The sequence below is a fragment of the Candidatus Dormiibacterota bacterium genome, from assembly GCA_035635555.1.
In the GTDB taxonomy this organism is placed as follows: domain Bacteria; phylum Acidobacteriota; class Polarisedimenticolia; order Gp22-AA2; family Gp22-AA2; genus Gp22-AA3.
In genome coordinates this window covers 128259-149352 of sequence record DASQAT010000028.1, presented here as the reverse complement: position 1 = coordinate 149352, position 21094 = coordinate 128259, and the positions used below count along the sequence as shown (strand labels likewise).

The following is a 21094-nucleotide window of genomic DNA, read 5'->3' as shown; positions in this document are numbered from 1 at the left end:
GCATGGAAGCGGGTGACGGACCGGGGCCGCGCGCCCCGCTCACCCCCGTCGTCGAGTGCGTCCCCAATTTCAGCGAAGGGCGACGGCGCGAGGTCATCGACGCCATCCTCGACGCCGTCCGTCGGAGCGGACCGGCGTCGGTCCTCGACTTCTCGTCCGACTCCGATCACAACCGCTCCGTCCTCACCCTCGCGGGCAGCCCTGAGGCGATTCACGCGGCCTGCCTCGCCCTGGTCGCGGCCTGCATCGAGCGCATCGATCTGAGGGCCCACACCGGCGCCCACCCGCGCATGGGGGCGGTGGACGTCCTGCCACTCGTGCCGATCCGGGGTCTCGCGATGCGGGACTGCGTCCTCCTGGCGCGCGATCTCGGCGACGCGATAGCCAGACGTCACGACCTGCCGGTCTACCTCTACGAGAACGCGGCGCTCACCCCCTCGAGGCGCAACCTGGCCGAGATCCGCAAGGGCGGGTTCGAGGGATTCCCCGAGAAGATCAAGGACCCGCGGTGGAAGCCGGATTTCGGGCCGGACCGCGTGCACCCGAGCGCCGGCTGCGTCGCCATCGGAGCACGCGAGTTCCTGATCGCCTACAACATCAATCTCGCGTCCGCCGATCTGGACCTTGCGAAATCGATTGCCCGGCTCATCCGCGAGAAGGACGGCGGTCTTCCCTGCGTCAAGGCGATGGGCGTCCTGCTGAAGGACCGCAACCTGGCCCAGGTGTCGATCAACATGACGGACTTCCGCAGGACACCTCTGCACGTGGTCTTCGACAGGGTTCGCGAGGAAGCCGCCCGCCACAGCGTCGGGATCGCCGGCAGCGAGATCGTCGGTCTCGTCCCCGCGGAGGCGCTGTTCCAGGCGGCGCGTCATTCCCTCATGCTGGAGGAGTTCGATCCCTCCAGGGTCCTCGAGCGGCGGCTCGAGGAGTCTGAGGCACGTGAGCGCGGAGACGGGCGATGAAACGGACCGGCTCGCCCCGCGTCGGCATCCAGGGTGAGAGGGGGGCGTTCTCGGAGCTGGCGGTGCTCTCGCTCTTCGGCGCGGGCGCCCGGATCGTGCCCTGCGCCGAGTTCGACGGGCTGTTCCGGGCGGCGGAGACGGGACGCTGCCGCTTCGCCCTGGCGCCGGTCGAGAATACCATCGCCGGCTCGATCCACAGGGTGCACGACCTGCTCCTCGCCTCCCCGCTCAAGGTCGCCGGGGAGGCGATCATCCGCGTCACCCACGCGCTCGTGGCCCTTCCGGGCGTCAGGTTCCGGGACGTGCGGCGCGTCTACTCGCACCCGGTGGCCCTCGCCCAGTGCGAGCGGTTCTTCCGCCGGAACCCGCGCCTGGTCCGCGTCGCAACGTATGACACCGCCGGAAGCGTGCGGCTGCTGCGCGAGGAGCGGGCGCGCGACGGGGCGGCCATCGCCTCGGAGCTGGCGGCCCGCCTGTACGGAGCACGCATCTTGAAGCGGGGTCTCGAGGACCACCGGGCCAATTTCACCCGCTTCTTCCTGCTGTCGCGTGACGGACGACCGCTGGGACCGCCGGACAAGACCTCGATCCTGTTCGCCACCCGGCATGTCCCCGGCGCGCTGTTCCGCTGCATGGGTGTCTTCGCCCTGCGCGACATCAATCTCCTGAAGATCGAGTCCCGCCCGATGCGCGGGCGCCCCTGGGAATATGTCTTCCACGTGGATGTGGACGGGTCGCCGCGCGAGGAGAGGGTCAAGAACGCGCTCCGGCACCTCGAGGAGGTGTGCGACTTCGTGCGCGTCCTCGGCTCCTACCCGCGGGCGCGCACACCGCGCCTCTGACCGCGTCTCAGCGCCCTTCCCCGAGACGGTGCAGCTTCATGAGGTTCGTCGCGCCGGCCTGGGGCGACGTGCCCGACACCACGACGACCCGGGCGCCCCTCTTCAAGAGGCGCGCGGCGAGGAGAGCACGCTCGCCGTCCCGGAGCATCCGGTCGGTGCTGCGCGAGAAGCGCATCGCCAGGGGCAGGACACCCCACCACAGGGCCATGCGTCGCCGCGCCTGCTCCGTGGGGGCGAGCGCCATGATCGGGCAGGGCGGCCTCAGCTTGGACAGGACGCGGGCGGTCTCGCCGGTCTGGGTGTAGACCACGATGGCGCGCGCCCCCCACTCGCGGGCGGCGTCGACCGCCGCGTGCGCCACGGCGCGCACCTCCAGACCGGCCCCCGGGGGAGGCCCGGCGCTCCGCGCCGGCCAGTGCAACCCGCTCTTCTCGGCCTCGCGAATGATGCGATCCATCACCGCAACCGCCCGCAGGGGAAATTTTCCCGAGGCGGTCTCGGCGGACAGCATGACCACGTCGGTCCCGTCGAAGATGGCGTTCGCGACGTCCGACGCCTCGGCGCGGGTCGGGCGCGGCTGCTCGACCATCGACTCGAGCATCTGGGTCGCCGTGATGGCGATCACACCCGCGCGGTTGGCCTCCTGCAGGATCCACTTCTGCAGCACCGGGACCCGCTCGAGCGGCACTTCGACCCCGAGGTCTCCGCGCGCCACCATCACGCCGTCGGCCGCATGCAGGATCTCGGGGAGCCGCTCCACGGCGCGGCGCACCTCGAGCTTGGCGATGAGCGGCACGCGTCTCCCCCGCCGTCCCAGCAGGCGCCGAACGCGCTCCACATCCCCGGCGGAGCGCACGAACGACAGCGCCAGGTAGTCGACCCCATGCCGCAGAGCGAATTCCAGGTCGGCGCGGTCCTTGGAGGTGAGGGCGCCGCCGGTGAGATCGGTACCGGGCAGGTTCATCCCCTTGTGCTCGTGGAGGAGACCGCCGGCTAAGACGCGGACGACCACGTCCTGCCCGCGGCTGCGCAGGACGATCAGCTCGATGCGGCCGTCGTCGAGCAGGATCGGATCGCCCCGCCGCACGTCGCGGGCGAGGCCGCGGTGGGAGGTCGGGATGAGCCCGGGGCGGCCGGGAACCCTCCGGGGCGTGAGCGTGACGACGTCACCGCGCCGCAGGACGAGCGGCCGGCCGCCGGCCAGCGAGCCGACGCGCCCCTTGGATCCCTGCAGGTCCGCCAGGACGGCGACCGGCCGTCCCAGGTCCGCCGCGGCGCGGCGGGTCGTCGCGATCGCCCGGGCGTGGGCGGCGTGGTCCCCGTGGGACATGTTGAGGCGCACGACATCGACCCCGGCGCGCAGCAGCCCCGTGAGGGCCGTGGGTGTCGCCGTGGCCGGACCGAGCGTGGCGATGATCTTGGTGCGTCTCATCCGGGTGCCTGCCCGGACGCGGCGGCCCTCAGTGGCAGCCGCACCCCGTGCCGCAGGCGGCGGTCCCTTCGGAGGATGAGCCCTGCAGGGCCGCCGGGGAGACGGCGGGAACGACCGGAGTCTCCCGCCCCTGGACGTGGATCTCGGAGACGACCGGCAGCGGCTGGGCGCTGTCCGACGACGGCCCGAGCGGAACGTGCTTGCCCGCGGCGAAGATCGGATGGCGCCCCTTCTCCTTGAACCACTGGGCGGTGCTGTGGGTGGAGAACATCTTCTCGACGATCTGCCGCCAGCCCACGCCGGTGTTGTAGGCGCAGAACGAGACCTCTCCCACCTGCGTCGCGTAGGGGATGATGCACATCTCCGTGCGGCGGAAGTCGTAGTTGAACAGATCCTGGAACCACATCCCCGCGACCATCATGATGCGCCAGTTGTAGCGGGACTTCTCGGCCAGGCCGAGCTTGCCGCCGTTGTGGCCGTCGATGATCTTCATCATCTCCCAGAGGTTCATGCCCTCCGGCATCTCGGAGAAACGCGCGTTGCGCAGCACCGACAGCACGAACTGGAAGACCGTCACCGGCTTCGCGCGGCAGGTGTCGTTGATGGTCTTGAGATCCACGAGCAGCCGGTCGGTGTCCAGGATCTGCGGGAAGGGCACGGCGGTCTTGTTCGTCTGGTTGACCAGGAGCATCGTGCCGACGCCGCAGTTGGGGTGGCAGCCGCACTTCAGGGAGCCCCATTCCGCGTCGGCCCCCTCGAGCTGGTCGCGCAGGTCCGAGAAGGGGCCGGAGGCCGACAGCGGATACCAGTCGCGCAGCGGCTCGGTGATGCCGAGCTGCTTCTTGACGTCGTGCGCCAGGTGCGACAGGGTGTAGCGCTGCTTCCGGCGGGACTCGTCGTCGATGTCCTCGTCCCGCCCGGTGAAGGACACCGGCTGGAACGACACGGCGTTGATCTTGTCGATGTTGTCGATGGCGAACTGGATGATCGGCCCCACCTGCTGATCGTTGATGGTGTTGACGATCGTCGTGACCAGGGTGACGTCGATGCCGGCCGCCTTCAGGTTCTGGATGGCCCGCTTCTTGACGTCGAACAGGTTGCCGACGCCGCGGTGGTTGTTGGCCTCGTTCGTGACTCCGTCGAACTGGAGGTAGACCAGCCGCAGCCCGGCCGCCTTGGCGCGCTTCGCGAAGTCGAGGTCCTGCGCGAACCGGATGCCGTTGGTCGCCGCCTGCACGCTGTTGTAGCCGACCTTGCGCGAGTAGGCGACCGCGTCGAGGAAATACGGCGACAGGGTCGGCTCGCCGCCCGAGAACTGCACCGACATCTGCCGGTGCGGCTTCACGTTGATCGAGTTGTCGAGGATCTGGCGGACGTCGTCCCACGTCAGCTCGTGCACGTACCCGACCTGGTTGGCGTCCATGAAGCAGGGGTTGCACATCATGTTGCAGCGGTTCGTCAGGTCGACGGTCAGGACCGCGCCGCGGCCATACTTGATGGTGGAGGAGCCGTGGTTGTGGAACGGATCGGGCGCCATGCGGAAGTCCCGACCCGGGTACAGCCGCTCCATGCGCCGCAGGAAGTCGGCATCCATGGCCATGAGATCCTCGAAGTGGCCGTGGCGAGGGCAGTCCTTCTCCATCCAGATCTGGTTGCCGCGCTCGACGATCTTCGCCTTGATCTCCCCCGGCTTGCCGTCGATGAGGACGCGCCAGTCGCTCTCCCCCTGGACGATGCTCTCGCGCACGTCCTTGACGCACTGGGGGCACAGCGAGTCGGTCTCCCTGGGAAAGCCCAGCTGCGGGAACGTCCGGTCCTTGCTCTTCATCAGCGGCGCGGGAGCCCACTTCGGCTGCTTCACGCCGTAGGGCAGGCGCGTGTTCACCGCCTGGAAAGCGTGCCAGGTCAAGTGGGCCGCCGCCTTGAGCAGCGAGCCCGCTACGACGTGCGGGCGGAGATAGCGCGTCGCTCCCCGCTTCGGGGCCGGCGCCTGAGGCGCCGCCGCCGGTCGGGGCGCCGGGGGAACCGGGCGCGCTTCCAACCCGACTTCGGTCCTCTCATCGATCCGGGCCACAGCCTGGCTCATGTGCGCTCCTCTCTAGAAACATCGGTCGGTTGTGTGTCGAGGTTCATGGGCGCCCCAGTTGGATGTACCGACTCCCACGGACGGTTCAGCGCGCCTCATCGGGTCCCGGGTTCACTACGCGGGCCCGTGATCTGGAACGATCGTGCCTTCTGCTGGAATTTTTCCACATCGATGGTATCGAGCCGTCGTCTCGCCCGCCGGGCGCCCGCGTTCCTGCGCGCGCGCCGCACGGCGTGGCCGAGGAGCGGGGCCGCGGAGAGGTGCAGAGGAGCCCTCCCCAGCACCTCGGCGAATGAGCCCCAGACATCCCCGTGGCTCCCCGCCGCCCAGGTCCGGCGCCGGCGCACCGCCTCGAGGAATCCGGCCCGGTCGCGGGCCCGCGCGACCGTCGAGGTGCGTCCCACCCGCCCGGACGTGTGGGCGTTGCTGCCGGCCGTCACGCCGAAGCCGCGACCCGCGGTGGTCTCCTGCACCAGGCGCGACATCAGCTCGTTGCACGTCCGGTCCTCCGCGCCGTTCCTGATTTCGAAGCAGTCGAACAGACGGATGAGATCCCGCACGGTCCCTTCCGATCCTCCCGCCTCGAGGACCTCCAGGACCGACCCGAGGGACGCCAGGAGGCCCGCGCTCTGCACGTAGGAGGCGACGTCGCGAACGTCACCCCGGAGCGCCCGAAGGTCCCTGTGCTGCGCTTCGGTCAGGTCGTAGACCAGGACGCTCACGACGGCGCGCGTGCGCGGCTCGACCGCCCGAACCTCCTCCGAAACGAAGAAATCGCCGGCGTCCGGATGGCGGTCCAGGAACGACAGGCAGCCGTCGATCGTGTCGAGATCGGTGAAGGTTACGAAGTCCATGCCGCGGGCACGGGCGGCCCGGTACACGAGTCCCGGATCGGGCAGGCCCCGGCGCAGCCGCGGCATCCGCAGGTGACCCGTCCCGGAGTGAAGCGTGTGCACGTGGAGGTCGGCACGGCACAGCGCCGCCTCGCCGGCGACGGTACGGGACGAATCAGACCCGGTTGGTCCGAAAGACCGCAATGGAGCGCCCTCCTGCGGAGTTATAGAGTCGCCTGCAGGATGTCCTCCAGGGTGGTCTGCTCCAGGATGGAGGCGACCTTCCTCTGGACTTTCCGGAACACCCTTCGGACATGACAACGGTGGCGACGCCCGCGCTCCCTGAGATGATCCAGGCAGCGGTGGAACTCGATCGGACCCTGCAGCGCCTCGACGATCTCGCGCAGCGTGATCCGCCCGGCCGGGCGGGCCAGCCGGAAGCCGCCCCGGAAACCGCGGCGCGACCTGATGAGACCCTTGCTCGCCAGCCTCTGGAAAATCTTCGACAAGAACGTCTCCGGGATGGACGTGGCGCGCGAGATCTCTCGGATCAACGCCGGGTGTCCATCGTCCCGCCGCGCCAGGTACAGGATCCCTTCGATGCCGTACTCGACGCCCTTGGTCAGCTGCACGTATCCCCCGTTGGACGCTTGACCGACCCTATCTTACTAACAGACGAATAAGGAGTTGTCAAGCCGAATGAAGAAATATCACGGGGCCTCTCCACCCCTGATCCCGTACGCCCTCATCTTGCGGTACAGATTGCTGCGCTCCAGCCCCAGAAGCTCGGCCGCCCGGACGACGTTTCCGCCCGCCTCATCGAGCTTTTTCAGGATGAACTGCCGCTCGAAGCTCTCCCGCCCCTCGCGCAGGGAGGTGAATCCTTCGAACGGGTCGGCGGCCGGCTGCGAATCGGACCCCGGCCCGATCGTCCGCCGCACCTGGTCCCGCCCAATCTCCTCGCTCGGCGTGAGGATCACCATCCGCTCGATGACGTTCTTCAGCTCGCGCACGTTGCCCGGCCAGCGGTAGGCCTGCAGGGCGGCCAGGGACTCCGGCCCCAGCGTCCTCACGCGGCCGTAGGCGCGGGAGAATTGCTCCACGAAATGGCGCGCCAGGGCCGGGATGTCCTCCGCCCGCTCGCGCAGCGGCGGCACGCGCAGGGGCACGACGTTCAGCCGGAAGTACAGGTCCTCGCGAAACCGCGCGGCGGCGATCTCCGCCTTCAGGTCCTTGTTCGTGGCGGCGATGACGCGCACGTCGACACGGAGGGTCGATCCCCCGACCGGCTCGAAGGCCTGCTCCTGAAGGACGCGCAGCACCTTGGCCTGCGTGCGCAGCGACATGTCCCCGATCTCGTCCAGGAAGAGCGTGCCGCCGTCGGCGAGGACGAATCGCCCCGGCTTGCTGTCGCCGGCTCCTGTGAACGACCCCTTGACGTGGCCGAAGAGCTCGCTCTCGATCAGCTCCTCCGGGATGGCGGCGCAGTTCATCTCGACGAAGGGCTCTTCCCTGCGCGCCGACAGGGCGTGGATCGCGCGGGCCACCAGCTCCTTGCCGGTGCCGTTCTCCCCGAAGATCAGCACGCGTCCGTTCGTGGGCGCCGTGACCTCGATCTGGCGCCGCAGCTCGCGGATCGGACCGCTGTCGCCGATGAGCGTGATGCCCTCGTCCAGCTGCTCGCGCAGCTGATGGATGCGCTCGTCCTTCTTCTTGTCGCCGATGGCGTTGCGCAGGGTGAGCGCCACCTTCTCCAGCGACAGCGGCTTCTCGATGAAATCGTAGGCGCCCAGGCGCCCGGCCTTGTGGGCCAGCGGGACGTCGGCGTGTCCCGAAATCATGATGACGCGCGGCGGGTACGGCTGGTTGATGACGTCCTCGAGGATCGAGAGACCGTCGCGTCCCTTGAGCCACACGTCGAGGAAGATCGCGTGATAGGGGGCGCTCCGGACCATCTCCAGACAGCGCTCCCCCGACTCGGCCACCTCGACGGCGTATCCTTCATCCTTGAGGATGTTGCGCAGGGAATTCCGCACTCCCTCTTCGTCGTCGACGATGAGAACACGCTCTTTCGCCACGCGGCCTATTGTAGCAGGGGGCAGCCTAGGCCGCCGGGGCCGGCAGCTCGATGACGAAGCGCGCCCCGCGCGGCTTGTTGTGCTCGACGTGGATGCGTCCGTGGTGGTCGGAGACGATGCGGTGGACGATGGCGAGGCCGAGCCCCGTCCCCTTCTTCTTGGTCGAGAAATAGGGCAGGAACAGCCGGTCGCGGTCCTCCTCCCGGATCCCGGGGCCGTCGTCCGCGACCTCCAGGCGCACGGTGCCGGAAGGGTCCCGGCGCGCCTCGATCGTGACCGTCCCCTGTCCTCCCATCGCCTCCACGGCATTGTCGAGGAGGTTGACCAGGACGCGCTTCATCTGGTCGGGATCGAGCAGGACCCGGGGCAGCCCCGCGTCGCACACCGGCTGGATCGTCACCCTCGAATGCACGCCGTTATAAAGCGACAGCGATGCGGAAATGACGTCCTCGAGGCTCGTGGCCACGCGGTTCGGAGCCGGCAGACGGGCGAAGCGCGTGAACTCGTCCACCAGATTCTTGAGAGTCGCGACCTCGCGCACGATCGCCGCCGTCCCCTCGTCCACGATGTCGTCGAGATCGCGCGCCTTCTCGGCGTATTTCTTGCGGATGCGCTCCGCCGACAGCTGGATCGGCGTGAGCGGGTTCTTGATCTCGTGCGCCAGCCGCCGGGCCACCTCCCGCCAGGCGGCGATCTTCTGCGCCCGCATCAGGTCGGTGAGGTCCTCCAGGACCAGGATGGCCCCGAGGGGATCCCCGGTCTCGTCCCGGAGCGATGTGGCGCTGGCCGCGATGGTACAGGTCCTGCCTCCGATCGACAGCTCGAGCCCGAGGGCCGCCGACTCGCCGCGCGAGGAGAACACCTCGCGGATCAGGTGTTCGATCGCCTCCCGACCCTCCGGCGGCAGGAGCGCGGGCAGCGGACGACCGACCGGCTCGGGCCCCCGCTCGAGCTCGAGCAGCCGGAGCGCCGCCTGGTTCAGCGTGGTGACGCGCCCGTCTCGATCGCACGACACGACGCCCACGGTGACGCTGTTGAGCAGCGTCTCGATGTAGCGCCTGCGCTCCACCAGCTCGCGGTTGCTGGCCGACAGCTCGAGGTTGCGCTTCTCGATGGTCTCCTTGCCGGCCCTGAGCTCCGAGGTCATGCGGTTGAACGACTCCACCAGGATCCCGAGCTCGTCCCCGGCGTCGACCTCGACGCGGTAATCCAGGTTGCCTGAGGAGATCTCGCGCGTTCCCTGCAAAAGCGTCTGGATCGGCTCGGTGATCCGCCGCGCCAGGTACAGCCCGATCCAGGTCACCGAGAAGAGCACGACGAGGGTGATGAGGGCGAACACCAGCACGTACACCCTCTTGATGACGACCTTCTGGGCGCGGATTTGTCGATAGTCTTCGTTGCTGCGCGACACGTACGACGCGAGGCGCTGCAGGTCCCGCGGCACGTAGATGCCGACGATCGCCACGGCGCGCGGCTCTCCCCCGGGCGGGTCGCGCACCGGATGGCCGCATCGGATCAGCATGCCGCCCCGGTAGTCGGACATCCAGATGAACGGCTCCCCCCGCAGGGCGCCCTGGCGCAGGTTGGCGGGAATCTCCTGGAGATCGCCGGTGGCCGGCACGTGAGGGTCGAGCACGACGTAGGGCGGATCGCGCCCCGTGTCGAGCGCCACCAGGTCGAGGTGGTACTCGCGCAGGAGGCCGCCGAGCGCTTCGTGCACCGAGCCCCGCGCCGAGGGATGGGCGGCCCCCGTCTCCTCCAGCCGCCGGGCCACCTCGCGGGCGAACGAGGCTCCCCGCGTCTTGGCCTCGCCGTAATACGTCTCGACGATCTGCTGCGAGGCGTCGGTGAGACGGTCCATCGGCTCGTTGAACCAGCGGTCGACGCTCCTCTGGATGAGGTGCAGCGCGGCCCAGAAGATGATCATCGAGGGCACAAGCCACAGGAGGAGAAGGGAGAACACGAGCTTGGTGCGGAAGCGCGAGCCGAGGATCCCGCGACGTCGCTCCACGAGCACCTTGATGAGATTTCTCATCAGGAGCGTCAGGAGCGTCAGAATCAGGAGGATGTTGATCAGCAGGAGCGACCACAGGAGGACCTTGTTGGTGATGTACACCCAGGAGAAGCTGGTCGCCTTGCTCAGAAGGGCGTAGCCGCCCACGAACACCACGAGGAGCGCCAGCACGCTCGTCCACACGAGTCGGTCGACCCGTATGCGCGAGGCCGGCGTCTCCCGCCTGTCAGGGTTGGGTGCCAAGGCTCTTCGCTCCCCCCGCCACGATCGCGACGCGCTCCCAGTCGGTGTCCATCGGCCACGGGATCACGTAGAAGCGCCAGACGAGGCCGAGAGTCGACTTCGCCTTCAGGTAATAGTCCTCGCCCGCCTTCAGCGTTCCGGTCTTCACCAGCGGCACCGCCTGGAGCGACGTCATGAACTCGCGCATCGCGGCCGGATCGTCGGTGACCTTCGTCTCCTGCAGGTCGTCGTCGATGCGCCGGGTCAGGGTGTATTGTTGCGTCAGCGTGTCGTAGCGCACGGTGCACTGGACGCGGCGCTTCACGATGAGCTGATCGAAGAATGCCGGACGGCGCCGGTAGAGGTGCAGTCGGTACTCGATCGTGGTCGCGAGCCCCGCGGCGATCTCCTCTTGCACGCCCGGTGTCAGGCCGCCCTCGAGGCGGCAGGAGGCCTTGTAGGCGTCACCGTCGCTTTCTGCAGTGAGATGGGTGAGGACCGGGCTGCCGATCGCGGGAGCGGCAGTCAGGCCGGAGATCAGCCAGAAGGTGAGGGCAGGCAGGCTGGCCTTCATCGCTCGCTCGGGCCGGTATCCCCCGACCGAGCGCTTCAGGCGTGCGGTCTTCGGGGCCCGGACGCGGCCAGTCTATCGGAGAGGGAACGGGGTGACAAGGGCCGGCGGCGGCGTCTCTACCCGGCCAGGCCGACCGGATGCGGCAGCAGGCTGTCCTTGAGGTGCGCGAACTCCGCCAGGTGCGCGGCCGGCAGCCGGTCCTCCGAGGTGCCGAGAGACCAGGCCGATCGCGTGGACATGATCTTGGCGACCAGGGCGGCGTGGAGCCGATGACCGCCCTTGAAGGCGATCACGTGGGCGCGGATCGGCGCCCCGAGGAGCGCCAAGTCGCCGACCAGATCGAGGACCTTGTGACGGGCGAACTCGTCGGGGAAGCGCAGCGAGCCGTTCAGGACGCCGTCGTCGCCGACCACGAGAGCGTTGTCGAGCGATCCCCCCAGCGCCAGGCCGGAGCTGCGCATCGCCTCGACGTCGCGCAGCAGGCAGAACGTGCGCGCGGGGGCGATCGCGTCGGCGTAGGTGTGCTCGCTCACCTCGGTCGTCACGGTCTGGGAGCCGATCGCGGTGTGCGGGAAATCGATCGCGTAGGTCGCCTGGAAGACGTTGTCCGGCAGAGCCAGGATCTCCTTCTCCCCCGCCTTGACACGCACCGGCCGGGTCAGGGTCAGGAACCGGCGGGGCTTGCCGAGCGCGCGGACACCGGACTCGCGAATCAGCGTGACGAAAGGCAGGGCGCTTCCGTCGAGGATCGGCACTTCGGGACCATCCAGCTCGATCCGCACGTTGTCGATCGAGAGCCCCTGCAGGGCCGAGAGAAGATGCTCGACCGTCGCGACGGCAAGCGCCCCGCGGGACAGCGTCGTCGAGAGATTGCCGTCATTCAAAAGACGGTGCGTGGCGGGGATTGCGGCGTTCCCTTCGTCCGTGCGGAGGAAGACGATTCCGGAGTCAGCCTCCGCCGGGAGCACGCGCAGCCGGACGCGTCTGCCGGAGTGCAGCCCGACCCCTTCCACTTCCATCGGCCGGGCCAGAGTTCTCTGCTTCTGCGCCATTCCCCCTCCCAACTGTCGACGAACGTCGAGCCTCCTCCATTGCAGCCCATATGCCAAGCATCTCTGTTCCATGTGTAAACCTATAAGTCAATATGTGACAATATGTTACGAATATGACCCCGAGAGGCTTCGGGAACCGTCGGTGGCCCGAGTCGCAAGGCAGCCACACCGATGTGTGGCGATGCTGCCACCCGGAAGTCGTTTGACTGCGTCGATCCGCTGTGATATCTAACCGCACGCGGCATCCAGAGGGGGGGGCGGCATGGGTGGTCATCTGAAGGACAGGGTCGAGGCGGAAGCCAACCGGCACGTGCGCGAGCGGGTCGAGCGGCTGCGGCAGGCGTTCGAAGACGCGCTCTCGGCCGCCTCGGAGCCGATGCGATTCCCCCTCACACCGGGGGAATGGGGGGCGGCCTCGGGTGCGGCGCAGCTTCACGTGATACGGGACGCCGTCGACTCGATCGCGCGACACGAGTCACAGCGCGAGATTCTCTCGGCGCTCCTGGATGCCGCCGCGGCGATCTATCCGCGGACCGCGCTGTTCATCGTGAAGGGATCGACGCTCTCCGGCTGGGCGGGCCTCGGCTTTCTCGGCGAGGGGGGATTCAAGAGCGAGAACGTCTCGCGCGTGACGCTCAGCGCCGCCGGGCACCACATCCTGGCGCGCGCCGCGTCCGGACGCGCGGCCGTGCGCGCCTCGGCCCAGTCGGTCGGCGAGGAGGTCCGGGCCGCCCTCGGCGGAATTCAGCCGGCCGATGCGTGCGCGGTACCCGTCCAGGTTCGCGGCCGCCCCGTGGCGATCCTTTACGGCGACACCGGCGGAGCGACGGAAGGGGGCGACCCCCTCGCCTTCGAGATCCTGGCCCGGGTCGCCGCGATGGCGATGGAGCGCCTGGCGGGGCCCCAGCGCAGGGCACGCGCCGATGTCGCGGCCGGCGCCCCGGGGGCCGCTCCGCATGCTGCCGCGCACGCGCCGGGCGGCACCGTGACGCCCCCGGAGGAGGCGGAGATGCAGGCGATACTGGCCGATCTCGGAGGCCATCCCAGGTCCCCGTCCGCCGACGACGGGCAGAGCGACGAGGAGCGCCGCCGGCTGGCCGACGCGCGTCGCTTCGCCCACCTCCTGATCTCGGAGCTGCTGCTCTACAACGAGGCCGCGGTCATCCAGGGGCGCAAGCATCGCGACCTGTACACCCGCCTGCGCAAGGAGATCGATCGCAGTCGACAGGCGTTCCAGGTCCGGTTCCCGGCGCTGGTCACGGGGCAGAACGACTATTTCAGCCAGGAGCTCGTGCGCACCCTCGCCCAGGGGGATCGGGGACTGCTCGGGAACTGACGGCGCGTGCGTTTCGATCAGCGGCGCGCTGCGAGGGCGGCGAGCAGCCGATCGTGCAGCCCGCCGAAGGCCCCGTTGGACATCACCAGGATCACGTCGTCGCGGCGGGATTCCTTCGCCACGAAGTCGACGATGTCCGGGACGCCCGGGATGGACACGGCGTCCTTGCCGCGCGCGCGCAGATCCGCGATCAGCCGCTCGACCGAGAACCTCTGCCCCTCCGGCGCCCTCTCCGGGTGGTCGACGGCGGCGACGACGATGCGCTCCGCGTCGTCGAAGCTCTTCGCGTACTCCTCCTGGAAGACACTTCTTCGCGTGGTGTTGGTGCGCGGCTCGAAGACGGCCCAGATGCGCCGTCCGGGATACCGATCCCGCGTGGCCTGCAGCGTCGCGCGCACGGCCGTCGGGTGGTGCGCGAAGTCGTCGATGACCGTCACGCCCGCGGCGACGCCGCGGACGTCCTGCCGCCTTTTCATTCCCGCAAAGGTCGCGAGACCCTCCCCGATGGCCTGCGCCGGCAGACCGCGGTGGTGCGCGACGGCGATCACCCCGAGCATGTTGCGCAGGTTGTGCAGCCCGGTGAGCGGCGAGCGGTACACGCCGAACAGAGCACCGTCCTGCGTGACCTCGAACTCCATCCCCTCGGAGCCGGCCTCGCGGACGTGGCCCCGGAAGCCCTCGCCCCGTCCGCAGCCGTACGGGACGAGCGGAGAGCGCGCTCCGCGGGCCGCCTCGCGCGCGTTGGGGTCGTCGGCGCAGTAGACCAGCAGGCCGTCGCGGGGGACGAGCGCCACGAGCTTCCTGAACGCTTCCTTCACCGACTGGAGGTCGGGGTACATCTCGGCGTGGTCGTATTCGACGGATGTCAGGATCACGCTCTGGGGCCGGTAGTGCAGGAACTTCGGGCCCTTGTCGAAGAACGACGTCTCGTACTCGTCCCCCTCGATGACGAACTCCTCCCCCCGCCCGAGACCGTAGGAGCGGTCGAAGTTCTTCAGTACCCCTCCGACGAGGAACGAAGGATCGCGACCGGCCGAGGTCAGCGTCCACGCCATGATCCCGGCGGTGGTCGTCTTGCCGTGCGTCCCCGCCACCACGATCGAATGCCGCCCTTCCAGGAACAGTCTTCCGATCGCCTGCGGCATGCTGGCGTAGGAAAGGCCGCGCTCGATCGCCGCGACCGCCTCGGGGTTCGACTTCGTGGCTATATTGCCGATCACGACCAGGTCGGGCCGGTCGTCGAGGTGGTCCGCCCGGTACCCCTCGAGGACGCGGATCCCCTTGTCGCGCAGCATCGTGCTCATGGGGGGATAGACCGCCTCGTCCGATCCGCGCACGTCGTAGCCGGCGTCGGCCAGGAGGCCGGCGAGCGATCCCATCCCCGTGCCGCAGATGCCGATGAGATGAACGCGCTTCACGGGAGGGCCTGGAGGAGGAACGGTCATCGCGGCGGGCGCCCCTCTGGTTTCGCCACCCGGCGGCGGGTGTGGAGACGACGGCGAGGTGTTACTGGGCGCCCTGCGTCACGTCCAGGTTTTCGTCGGTGATCAAGCCGATATCGGCGCCGCCCTCGCGGATCTTGTCCATGACGTTGACCACGTCCTGGTAGACGAGATCGTTGTCCGCCTGGAAGAAGACGATCTTCTCGCGCCGCCCTTTCATCAGCTCGGCGACGCGATCCTTGACGCCGTCCAGTCCGCCCGAGATCTCCTCGCGGTTCAGATAGACCTTGGGCGGGCTGTCGGGCCCCTTGACGCTGATGATCAGCTGTTCGGTCGGGTCGGGCGGGACGTTCGATTCCGTCTTGGGGGGCACGGCGACGTCCAGGGCGCGGCTGAGCATTGGCGTGACCACCATGAAGATGATCAGCAGCACCAGGACGATATCGACGAAGGGCGTGACGTTGATGTCCGACTTGACGCCGCTGGAACCGAGTTGCATCGCCATGTCAGTTTCCTCTCACTCCTCCGACTGCCCGGGGACCTTCTCGGTCACGAGGGCCACACTGTCGAACCCGGCCTGGTTGGTCTCGATCATCATCTTGCGGACGTCGCCGTACTTCATGCTGCGGTCCGCCTTGATCAGCACGTTCTTGTCCGACATGCGGTCGTGGATCTCGGTCATCTCGGCGAGGTACTGGTCGCGCGGCACCGGCTTCTTCTGGACGAACACCACCTGGTTGCCGTTCTGCTCGGTCTTCACCGCCACCACGATCGCGTGGGCATCGTCGTCCTCGTGCTTGGTGGCCTTCTTGGCGTACGGCAGGTTGATCGTGATCCCCTCCTGCAGCATCGGCGTGACCACCATGAAGATGATCAGGAGCACCAGGCAGATGTCGACAAACGGGGTGACGTTGATGTCGGAGTTGAGACCCCGGTTGCCTCCGGCGCTCATCGCCATGTTACTTGGCGTCCTGCGACGAAGACTGTCGCTTCAGGAAGAAATCCACCAGCTCCGACGACGAGTTCGCCATCTCGATGCCGAAGAACTCGACCTGGCTCTGGAAGTAGTTGAACATCCACACCGCCGGGATGGCCACGCCCAGGCCGACCGCGGTCGTGATGAGCGCCTCGGCGATACCGGCCGACACGGCGCCGATGCCGCCCGAGCCGGTCTTCGCCATGCCGGTGAACGCGTTGATGATTCCGACGACCGTCCCGAACAGCCCGACGAACGGTGCGGTCGCACCGATCGTCGCGAGACCCCCCAGGCCTTTCTTCATCTCGGCCGTGGTGAGGGCCGCGGCGCGCTCGACTGCGAGCCGCACCGATTCGACGGCGTCGTGCGCCGGCATCTCCGATTTCTCGAACATGAACTGCTGCAGCCCGGCCGCCAGGACCTTGGCCAGGTGACTCTTGTTGTACCGCTTGGCGGCCTCGACGGCGAGCTTGTAATTCCCCTCGCGCAGCGCCTTGGTCGCCACGGGGAGATACTCGATCGACTGCTTCTTGGCGGCCCGGAAAAACAGGAACCGCTCGATGAACAGTCCCAGCGAATAGATCGACATCAGGATGAGCATGATGGCGACACCTTTCGCCAGGTACCCCATCTGTAGCCAGATATCCCAAATGCCTGTTGCCTGCATTGTCCTGTACCCTCCTTGTGCCTTACCTGCTCAGCCATGCACCGTATCGTGTCCGAATCATTGCAGGACGAAGTCGACCACGATCGTGAAGTAGACGTCGACCGGCTTGCCGTTCTGCAGACCCGGTTTGTAGTGCCACTGCTTCACGGCCGCGATGGCGGCCTCGTCGAAGCCGAACTTCGAGCCGGGGGAGCGCAGCACCTGGATGTCCCCCACCGACCCGTCCTTCTTGACCACGGCCTGAAGGATCACCTGCCCCGAAATCTTCGCCTTGCGGGCGATCTCGGGATAGACCGGCTGCTTCTTCGTGGAGGTGATCAGCTCCGGATTGGTCACGCCTCCGATCCCGGCGTACAGCGGCTGGTCCAGCATGCCGCCTTCCACGCCGCCCAGCATCCCGCCGAGGACACCCCCGACGACGCCCCCCACGACACCACCGACGACACCCCCTTCGACGCCCCCCTCCACCCCTCCGTCAACACCGTCGTCCTCATTCGTGTCCTCGGGGGCCGTGACCGGGACCGGCTTCTCCTCCGGCACGATCTTCGGCTGGACGATCTCGACCGGCTTCGGGATCTCCTTGGGCTTCGTCTCGGTCGTCTTCTTGTGCCTCGCCGGCGGCGGAGGCGGCGGGGGCGGTGGCGGAGGGGCCGCGACGAACGAGATGGTGATCGGGGGCGGCGGAACCGACTCGACCGACATGAAGCCCGCCAGGATCAGCCCGCCGAACACGATCGCGTGCGCCAGCAGGGCGACAGGGACCGTCAGCCACCGCCGGGTGCGGGTCTTCTTTTTGGTGGAGAACACCATCGATTCGAACAACGGCCCACCTCGACCGCCGGGGCCTCGCCCCTGGCGGCTCCTGGCGGCGCCCGGGGCGCCGCGCTCCCTAGCCTTTCTTCGCCATCGACTTCTTGCGCTGCTCCAGCGACAGCCTCATGAACTTGTCCGCTTCCTGGTTGTACTTGGCGAAGTCCTCCATGTTGCCGCCCAGCTGGGCCAGCTTCGCCTTCTCGCGGAACATGAGGTTGATGTAGGACGTCGCCTCGAAGTAATCCTGGCGGATGTCCGCGGCGCGCTGGAGGTAGTCCATGCCCATGTTCACGAGCTCCTTGCGCTTGTCCAGATCCATGGTGATCCCGGCGTGGTACACCTTGTCCCAGCACAGGACCCCGATCGTATAGAGCGCCTCGGGATTGTCCTTCTCGATCTCGGCGCGCTTCTTGTACCACTCGAGCGACAGATCGAAGTCCCCCTTCTTGGCGTAGATCATCCCGAGGACCTGGGCCAGGCGGGAGGCCACCTCCGGATCGCTGCCGCGTGCCTTGATCTCGGCCTCGAAGAACTTGGCGGCATCGTCGTACCGCTCCGCCTGCAGGAACACGGTGAGGAGCTGGTTCTTGGCGTCCTCGTCGTTCGGCTCGAAGCCCAGGAAGCGCTCGAGGTGATCGATCGCCTGCTGCGAGTAGTACAAATCTTTAGGATGGTGCGACCCGGGCTTGTACAGGGCCATGTAGGCCAGCCCGGCGTTGTGATACGCGATCGGCAGCTCGGGATTGAGGTAGAGGGAGTAGCGGTACCACTGGACAGCCTTATCGAAGTCCTGCCCCTTGTAGAAGTCGTTCCCCTCTCTCGCCGCGTAGTTCGCCTTCAGACGATCGAGAGTCCCCTCGCAGCCCGTCCCGGCGAGGATCAGGAGGGCGAGAGCGGCCCCCGACCCCAGGCGATTCCATCTCATCAATCGTTTCCCTCGTGAGTGCGGCGCATACGGCCCGCAGCCACCCGGCCCATTCGTCTTGTCATGCGGACGGGCCGTGTCCACCGACCGGCCCGGGCCGGATGATAGCGCGATCCTACCCGATTTGCCAAGCGACGCAAGTGCCGGCGCGGGCTCCACGCAAATTGCCTCTGCATACTCTCCGCAGCGCCCAGGCGGCCCATCATGGTCCAGAAAAAAACCGCCGCCCGGGGGGGGAAGACAGGGCGGCGGCTTCACCACGCACTCCGTTCCGAAAGTGTGACTTCAGGCACCCGTGAGCTGGCTGCGCATTCCTTCCAGGGACAGACGCAGCTTGAGCAGGGCCTCGCGCTCGAGCTGTCGGACCCGCTCCTTGCTGAGCTTCAGGATTCGCGATACAGCCTCGAGCGTCAGCTCACTGCCGTCGCGCATCCCGAACCGTCTCTCCAGTATGTAGCGCTCGCGTGCCGGGAGCTGCCGGAGGGCCCGGTTCAGGATCCGGTCGACCTCGGCTCGCATGATGTCGCGCTCCTGGCGGAAGGAGTCCGGATCGGATATGAAGGCCTCGAGACGGGTATCCTCGTTCGGGGAGATGAAGTCATCGTAGCTCGTTGCGTGCGGAAGTAATTGACGCCACATGGCTGCCTCCTTTCCCTGACGCGATCGGATTAGCAACATCCCTGCCAACGTCGAGTCGCGCCCCCGCCTGTCCCGGGATGCGGGCCAGATGCCGCAGTCGGACCCGGCCTGACTCCAGATCGGGCGTGATTTCAAGCCGGCGGTCGCTTCGGCGCCATGGTTCCGAAGTTCCCGCGCCTGCCCGCCCGGGCCGCCCCTCCCCCGCGGCGCCCGCCTTTTTGACGCACCTGGGCGACACCATGACTTTTTGACAGGTCAGTCCTGCCTCCAGTAGCATCCGGTCTGATGACCCGGGCCGAGACGACCCGCCGCGCGCGCGCCGCCGCTGTCCTGGAGGCGCTGCATGGCGCCCGCCCGGAAGCGCGCGTCGAGCTCCGCAATACCTCTCCCCTGCAGCTCCTGATCGCGACGATCCTGTCGGCGCAGTGCACCGACGAGCGCGTCAACCAGGTCACCCCGGCGCTGTTCCGCGCCTGGCCCGACGCCCGGGCGCTGGCGCGCGCCGCGCTTCCGGATCTCGAGAAGGTCATCCGCTCGACCGGCTTCTTCCGCGCCAAGGCCCGATCCATCGTGTCGTGCTGCCGGGCGCTGCTCGAGCGGCACGGCGGCGAAGTGCCGCGCACGATGGAGGAGATGGTCCGCCTGCCCGGCGTCGGACGGAAGACGGCGAACGTCGTTCTCGGCGCCGGCTACGGGATCCCCTCGGGCATCGTCGTGGATACGCACATGGCCCGCGTGGCGGGGCGACTCGGTCTGACGAAGCAGACCGACCCGGTGAAGATCGAAAGGGACCTTGTGGCCGTCATCCCGCGCGAGGAATGGATCTTCTTCTCGATCGCCACGATCCTGCACGGGCGATACGTCTGCCAGGCCCGCCTGCCGCGTTGCGGGACCTGCCCGTTGAGCCCGCACTGCCCGTCGAATCACCTGGAAGCGAAGCTGCTGGCCAAAAAGAGCAGCGGGGCGCGGAGGCCGCGAACCGTCCCCGTCCGGACCGGCGGGAGCCGGCGGCTGTCCTAGGAGGGGGACCGGGTGGGGCCCGGCGGGGGGGTCTCTCCCGGGCCGTCGTCGTCGGGACCGAAGTCAATCTTGATGCCGGCCCTCTCCGCCTCGCGGATGGCCCGACGAACGAGGCGTCTGTCGCGCAACCGGCGCAGGAACCTCCTGACCCAGAGACTCTCCGCGCTCAAAAGCGTCAGACCGGGGATGAGGAACAGGATGCCGGGACCGGGAAGGACCAGGAGCGCCATCCCGATGAGCGTCAGGAGCCAGCCGACCCCCAGCCGGATGATGCGCCAAGCCTGCCTCTTGCCTCTCTGGTAATCCATGCGCGGGGTCCCGGGACGATCAGACGGCGGGTTGGAAACCCTGGAGCGCCTCTTCGGTGAGCTGCCCGACGTACACCAGCCGCGCCTCCCCTTCGAGGCGGACGCCCCGGGCCTTCTGAGGCGGTCCCTCGAAGTGCACGCGAATCAGGGCCCCCGAGCGGGTGCGCAGCGACACGGGGGACGCGGCGATCCTCCCCGAGGCGGCCGCGGCGACGGCCGCGGCGACGCAGCCGGTGCCGCACGCCAGGGTCTCCCCTTCGACACCTCTCTCGTAGGTGCGGATGGCGAGCGCCCCGCCCCCCGCCGCTCCGACGAAATTCACGTTCACGCCGGCGGGAGCGAATCGCGGGTGCGAGCGCAGGGTCCGGGCGAGGCCGACGATCGAGTCCGATTCAGGAGTCTCCCTGAACACGACGAGGTGGGGAACGCCCGTGTCGACGAGGACGCCGCGCACCGGGCGGCCGTCCACCTCGACCTCGACCCCGTCGTCGAACCCCCGCGGATCGCTCATCTCGAACGTGACCGACGACCCCCGCACCTCGGCGCGGTGCACCATCACCGAAGTCTCGACCGTCATCCGCCCCGGCGCGATTCCCTGCAGGTACGCCAGACGGGCGGCGCAGCGGGCCCCGTTGCCGCAGAAGGTCGCCTTCCCGTCCGGGTTGAAGAAGGAGACGCGCAGGTGCGCCACCGACGACGGCTCGAGCAGGATGACGCCGTCCGCGCCGACCGACAGGGCGCGCGTGCACAGACGTCGGACCAGATCGGGAAGGGTGTCGCGCTTCAGCGCGCTCAGACGATTGTCGAACAGGATGAAATCGTTGCCGGCCGCGGACATCTTGAAGAATTCGGTCTGTGCGGGGGTCACCG

The 21094-nt window shown here is 68.2% G+C and carries 21 protein-coding genes; 4 read left to right on the top strand and 17 right to left on the bottom strand.

What is annotated here, in order from left to right; all coding sequences use genetic code 11:
- Positions 1-2 precede the first annotated feature (2 nt).
- Both ftcD and pheA read left to right on the top strand, forming a co-directional pair.
- On the top strand, positions 3-965 hold the full coding sequence (ftcD, locus tag VEW47_07500) for a glutamate formimidoyltransferase (protein HYS05023.1): 963 nt from the start codon (positions 3-5) through the stop codon (positions 963-965).
- Positions 962-1807 carry a prephenate dehydratase gene (gene pheA / locus VEW47_07495; GenBank protein ID HYS05022.1) on the top strand — a complete coding sequence of 282 codons (846 nt, stop codon included), beginning with the start codon at positions 962-964 and terminating at the stop codon, positions 1805-1807. Before ftcD ends, pheA begins: the two co-directional genes overlap by 4 nt.
- 7 nt (positions 1808-1814) lie before the next feature.
- Here pheA and pyk read toward each other — a convergent pair whose 3' ends face one another.
- The 8 genes from pyk to lpxC form a co-directional block, all read right to left on the bottom strand.
- Positions 1815-3239: a pyruvate kinase gene (gene pyk / locus VEW47_07490; protein ID HYS05021.1), complete on the bottom strand. Its 1425-nt coding sequence runs from the start codon at positions 3237-3239 to the stop codon at positions 1815-1817.
- Between the two features lie 28 nt (positions 3240-3267).
- Positions 3268-5325, bottom strand: a complete 2058-nt coding sequence (locus tag VEW47_07485; protein ID HYS05020.1) for a radical SAM protein — start codon at positions 5323-5325, stop codon at positions 3268-3270.
- A gap of 95 nt (positions 5326-5420) precedes the next feature.
- On the bottom strand, positions 5421-6281 hold the full coding sequence (locus VEW47_07480; protein ID HYS05019.1) for a PHP-associated domain-containing protein: 861 nt from the start codon (positions 6279-6281) through the stop codon (positions 5421-5423).
- A gap of 101 nt (positions 6282-6382) precedes the next feature.
- Entirely contained in the window at positions 6383-6790 is a 408-nt protein-coding gene (locus tag VEW47_07475) for an Rrf2 family transcriptional regulator (protein HYS05018.1), read from the bottom strand.
- Between the two features lie 78 nt (positions 6791-6868).
- Positions 6869-8236, bottom strand: a complete 1368-nt coding sequence (locus VEW47_07470) for a sigma-54 dependent transcriptional regulator (GenBank protein HYS05017.1) — start codon at positions 8234-8236, stop codon at positions 6869-6871.
- A gap of 25 nt (positions 8237-8261) precedes the next feature.
- Entirely contained in the window at positions 8262-10493 is a 2232-nt protein-coding gene (locus tag VEW47_07465) for an ATP-binding protein (protein ID HYS05016.1), read from the bottom strand.
- Positions 10477-11046, bottom strand: a complete 570-nt coding sequence (locus tag VEW47_07460; protein HYS05015.1) for a DUF4390 domain-containing protein — start codon at positions 11044-11046, stop codon at positions 10477-10479. Before VEW47_07460 ends, VEW47_07465 begins: the two co-directional genes overlap by 17 nt.
- A gap of 116 nt (positions 11047-11162) precedes the next feature.
- Positions 11163-12098, bottom strand: a complete 936-nt coding sequence (lpxC, locus tag VEW47_07455; GenBank protein HYS05014.1) for a UDP-3-O-acyl-N-acetylglucosamine deacetylase — start codon at positions 12096-12098, stop codon at positions 11163-11165.
- Between the two features lie 262 nt (positions 12099-12360).
- Between lpxC and VEW47_07450 the strand changes: the two genes are divergently transcribed.
- Positions 12361-13434, top strand: coding sequence for a hypothetical protein (locus VEW47_07450; protein ID HYS05013.1), 1074 nt, complete (start codon positions 12361-12363; stop codon positions 13432-13434).
- Positions 13435-13451: 17 nt separating this feature from the next.
- On the opposite strand, the gene mpl is transcribed toward VEW47_07450, so the two are convergent.
- The 7 genes from mpl to VEW47_07415 all read right to left on the bottom strand — a co-directional run bounded on the left by mpl (position 13452) and on the right by VEW47_07415 (position 18896).
- Positions 13452-14852, bottom strand: a complete 1401-nt coding sequence (gene mpl, locus VEW47_07445) for a UDP-N-acetylmuramate:L-alanyl-gamma-D-glutamyl-meso-diaminopimelate ligase (GenBank protein HYS05012.1) — start codon at positions 14850-14852, stop codon at positions 13452-13454.
- Positions 14853-14940: 88 nt separating this feature from the next.
- Positions 14941-15381, bottom strand: coding sequence for a biopolymer transporter ExbD (locus VEW47_07440; protein ID HYS05011.1), 441 nt, complete (start codon positions 15379-15381; stop codon positions 14941-14943).
- A 12-nt stretch (positions 15382-15393) separates the two neighbouring features.
- Positions 15394-15834: a biopolymer transporter ExbD gene (locus tag VEW47_07435; protein ID HYS05010.1), complete on the bottom strand. Its 441-nt coding sequence runs from the start codon at positions 15832-15834 to the stop codon at positions 15394-15396.
- A 1-nt stretch (position 15835) separates the two neighbouring features.
- The gene (locus VEW47_07430) at positions 15836-16483 is read right to left on the bottom strand and encodes a MotA/TolQ/ExbB proton channel family protein (protein HYS05009.1); all 648 of its coding nucleotides are present in this window, start codon (positions 16481-16483) and stop codon (positions 15836-15838) included.
- 93 nt (positions 16484-16576) lie between these two features.
- Positions 16577-17341 (bottom strand): TonB family protein, encoded by a 765-nt coding sequence (locus VEW47_07425; GenBank protein HYS05008.1) that lies wholly within the window; start codon positions 17339-17341, stop codon positions 16577-16579.
- 67 nt (positions 17342-17408) lie between these two features.
- Positions 17409-18257, bottom strand: coding sequence for a tetratricopeptide repeat protein (locus tag VEW47_07420; protein ID HYS05007.1), 849 nt, complete (start codon positions 18255-18257; stop codon positions 17409-17411).
- A 285-nt stretch (positions 18258-18542) separates the two neighbouring features.
- A complete protein-coding gene (locus VEW47_07415) occupies positions 18543-18896 on the bottom strand; it encodes a sigma-70 family RNA polymerase sigma factor (GenBank protein ID HYS05006.1) in 354 nt (117 codons plus the stop codon).
- Positions 18897-19181: 285 nt separating this feature from the next.
- Between VEW47_07415 and nth the strand changes: the two genes are divergently transcribed.
- Entirely contained in the window at positions 19182-19916 is a 735-nt protein-coding gene (gene nth, locus VEW47_07410) for an endonuclease III (protein HYS05005.1), read from the top strand.
- Here nth and VEW47_07405 read toward each other — a convergent pair.
- Both VEW47_07405 and dapF read right to left on the bottom strand, forming a co-directional pair.
- A complete protein-coding gene (locus VEW47_07405; protein HYS05004.1) occupies positions 19913-20224 on the bottom strand; it encodes a PGPGW domain-containing protein in 312 nt (103 codons plus the stop codon). The two genes, nth and VEW47_07405, sit on opposite strands and share 4 nt — an antisense overlap.
- Positions 20225-20243: 19 nt before the next feature.
- Entirely contained in the window at positions 20244-21092 is an 849-nt protein-coding gene (dapF, locus tag VEW47_07400; GenBank protein ID HYS05003.1) for a diaminopimelate epimerase, read from the bottom strand.
- Positions 21093-21094: the final 2 nt, after the last annotated feature.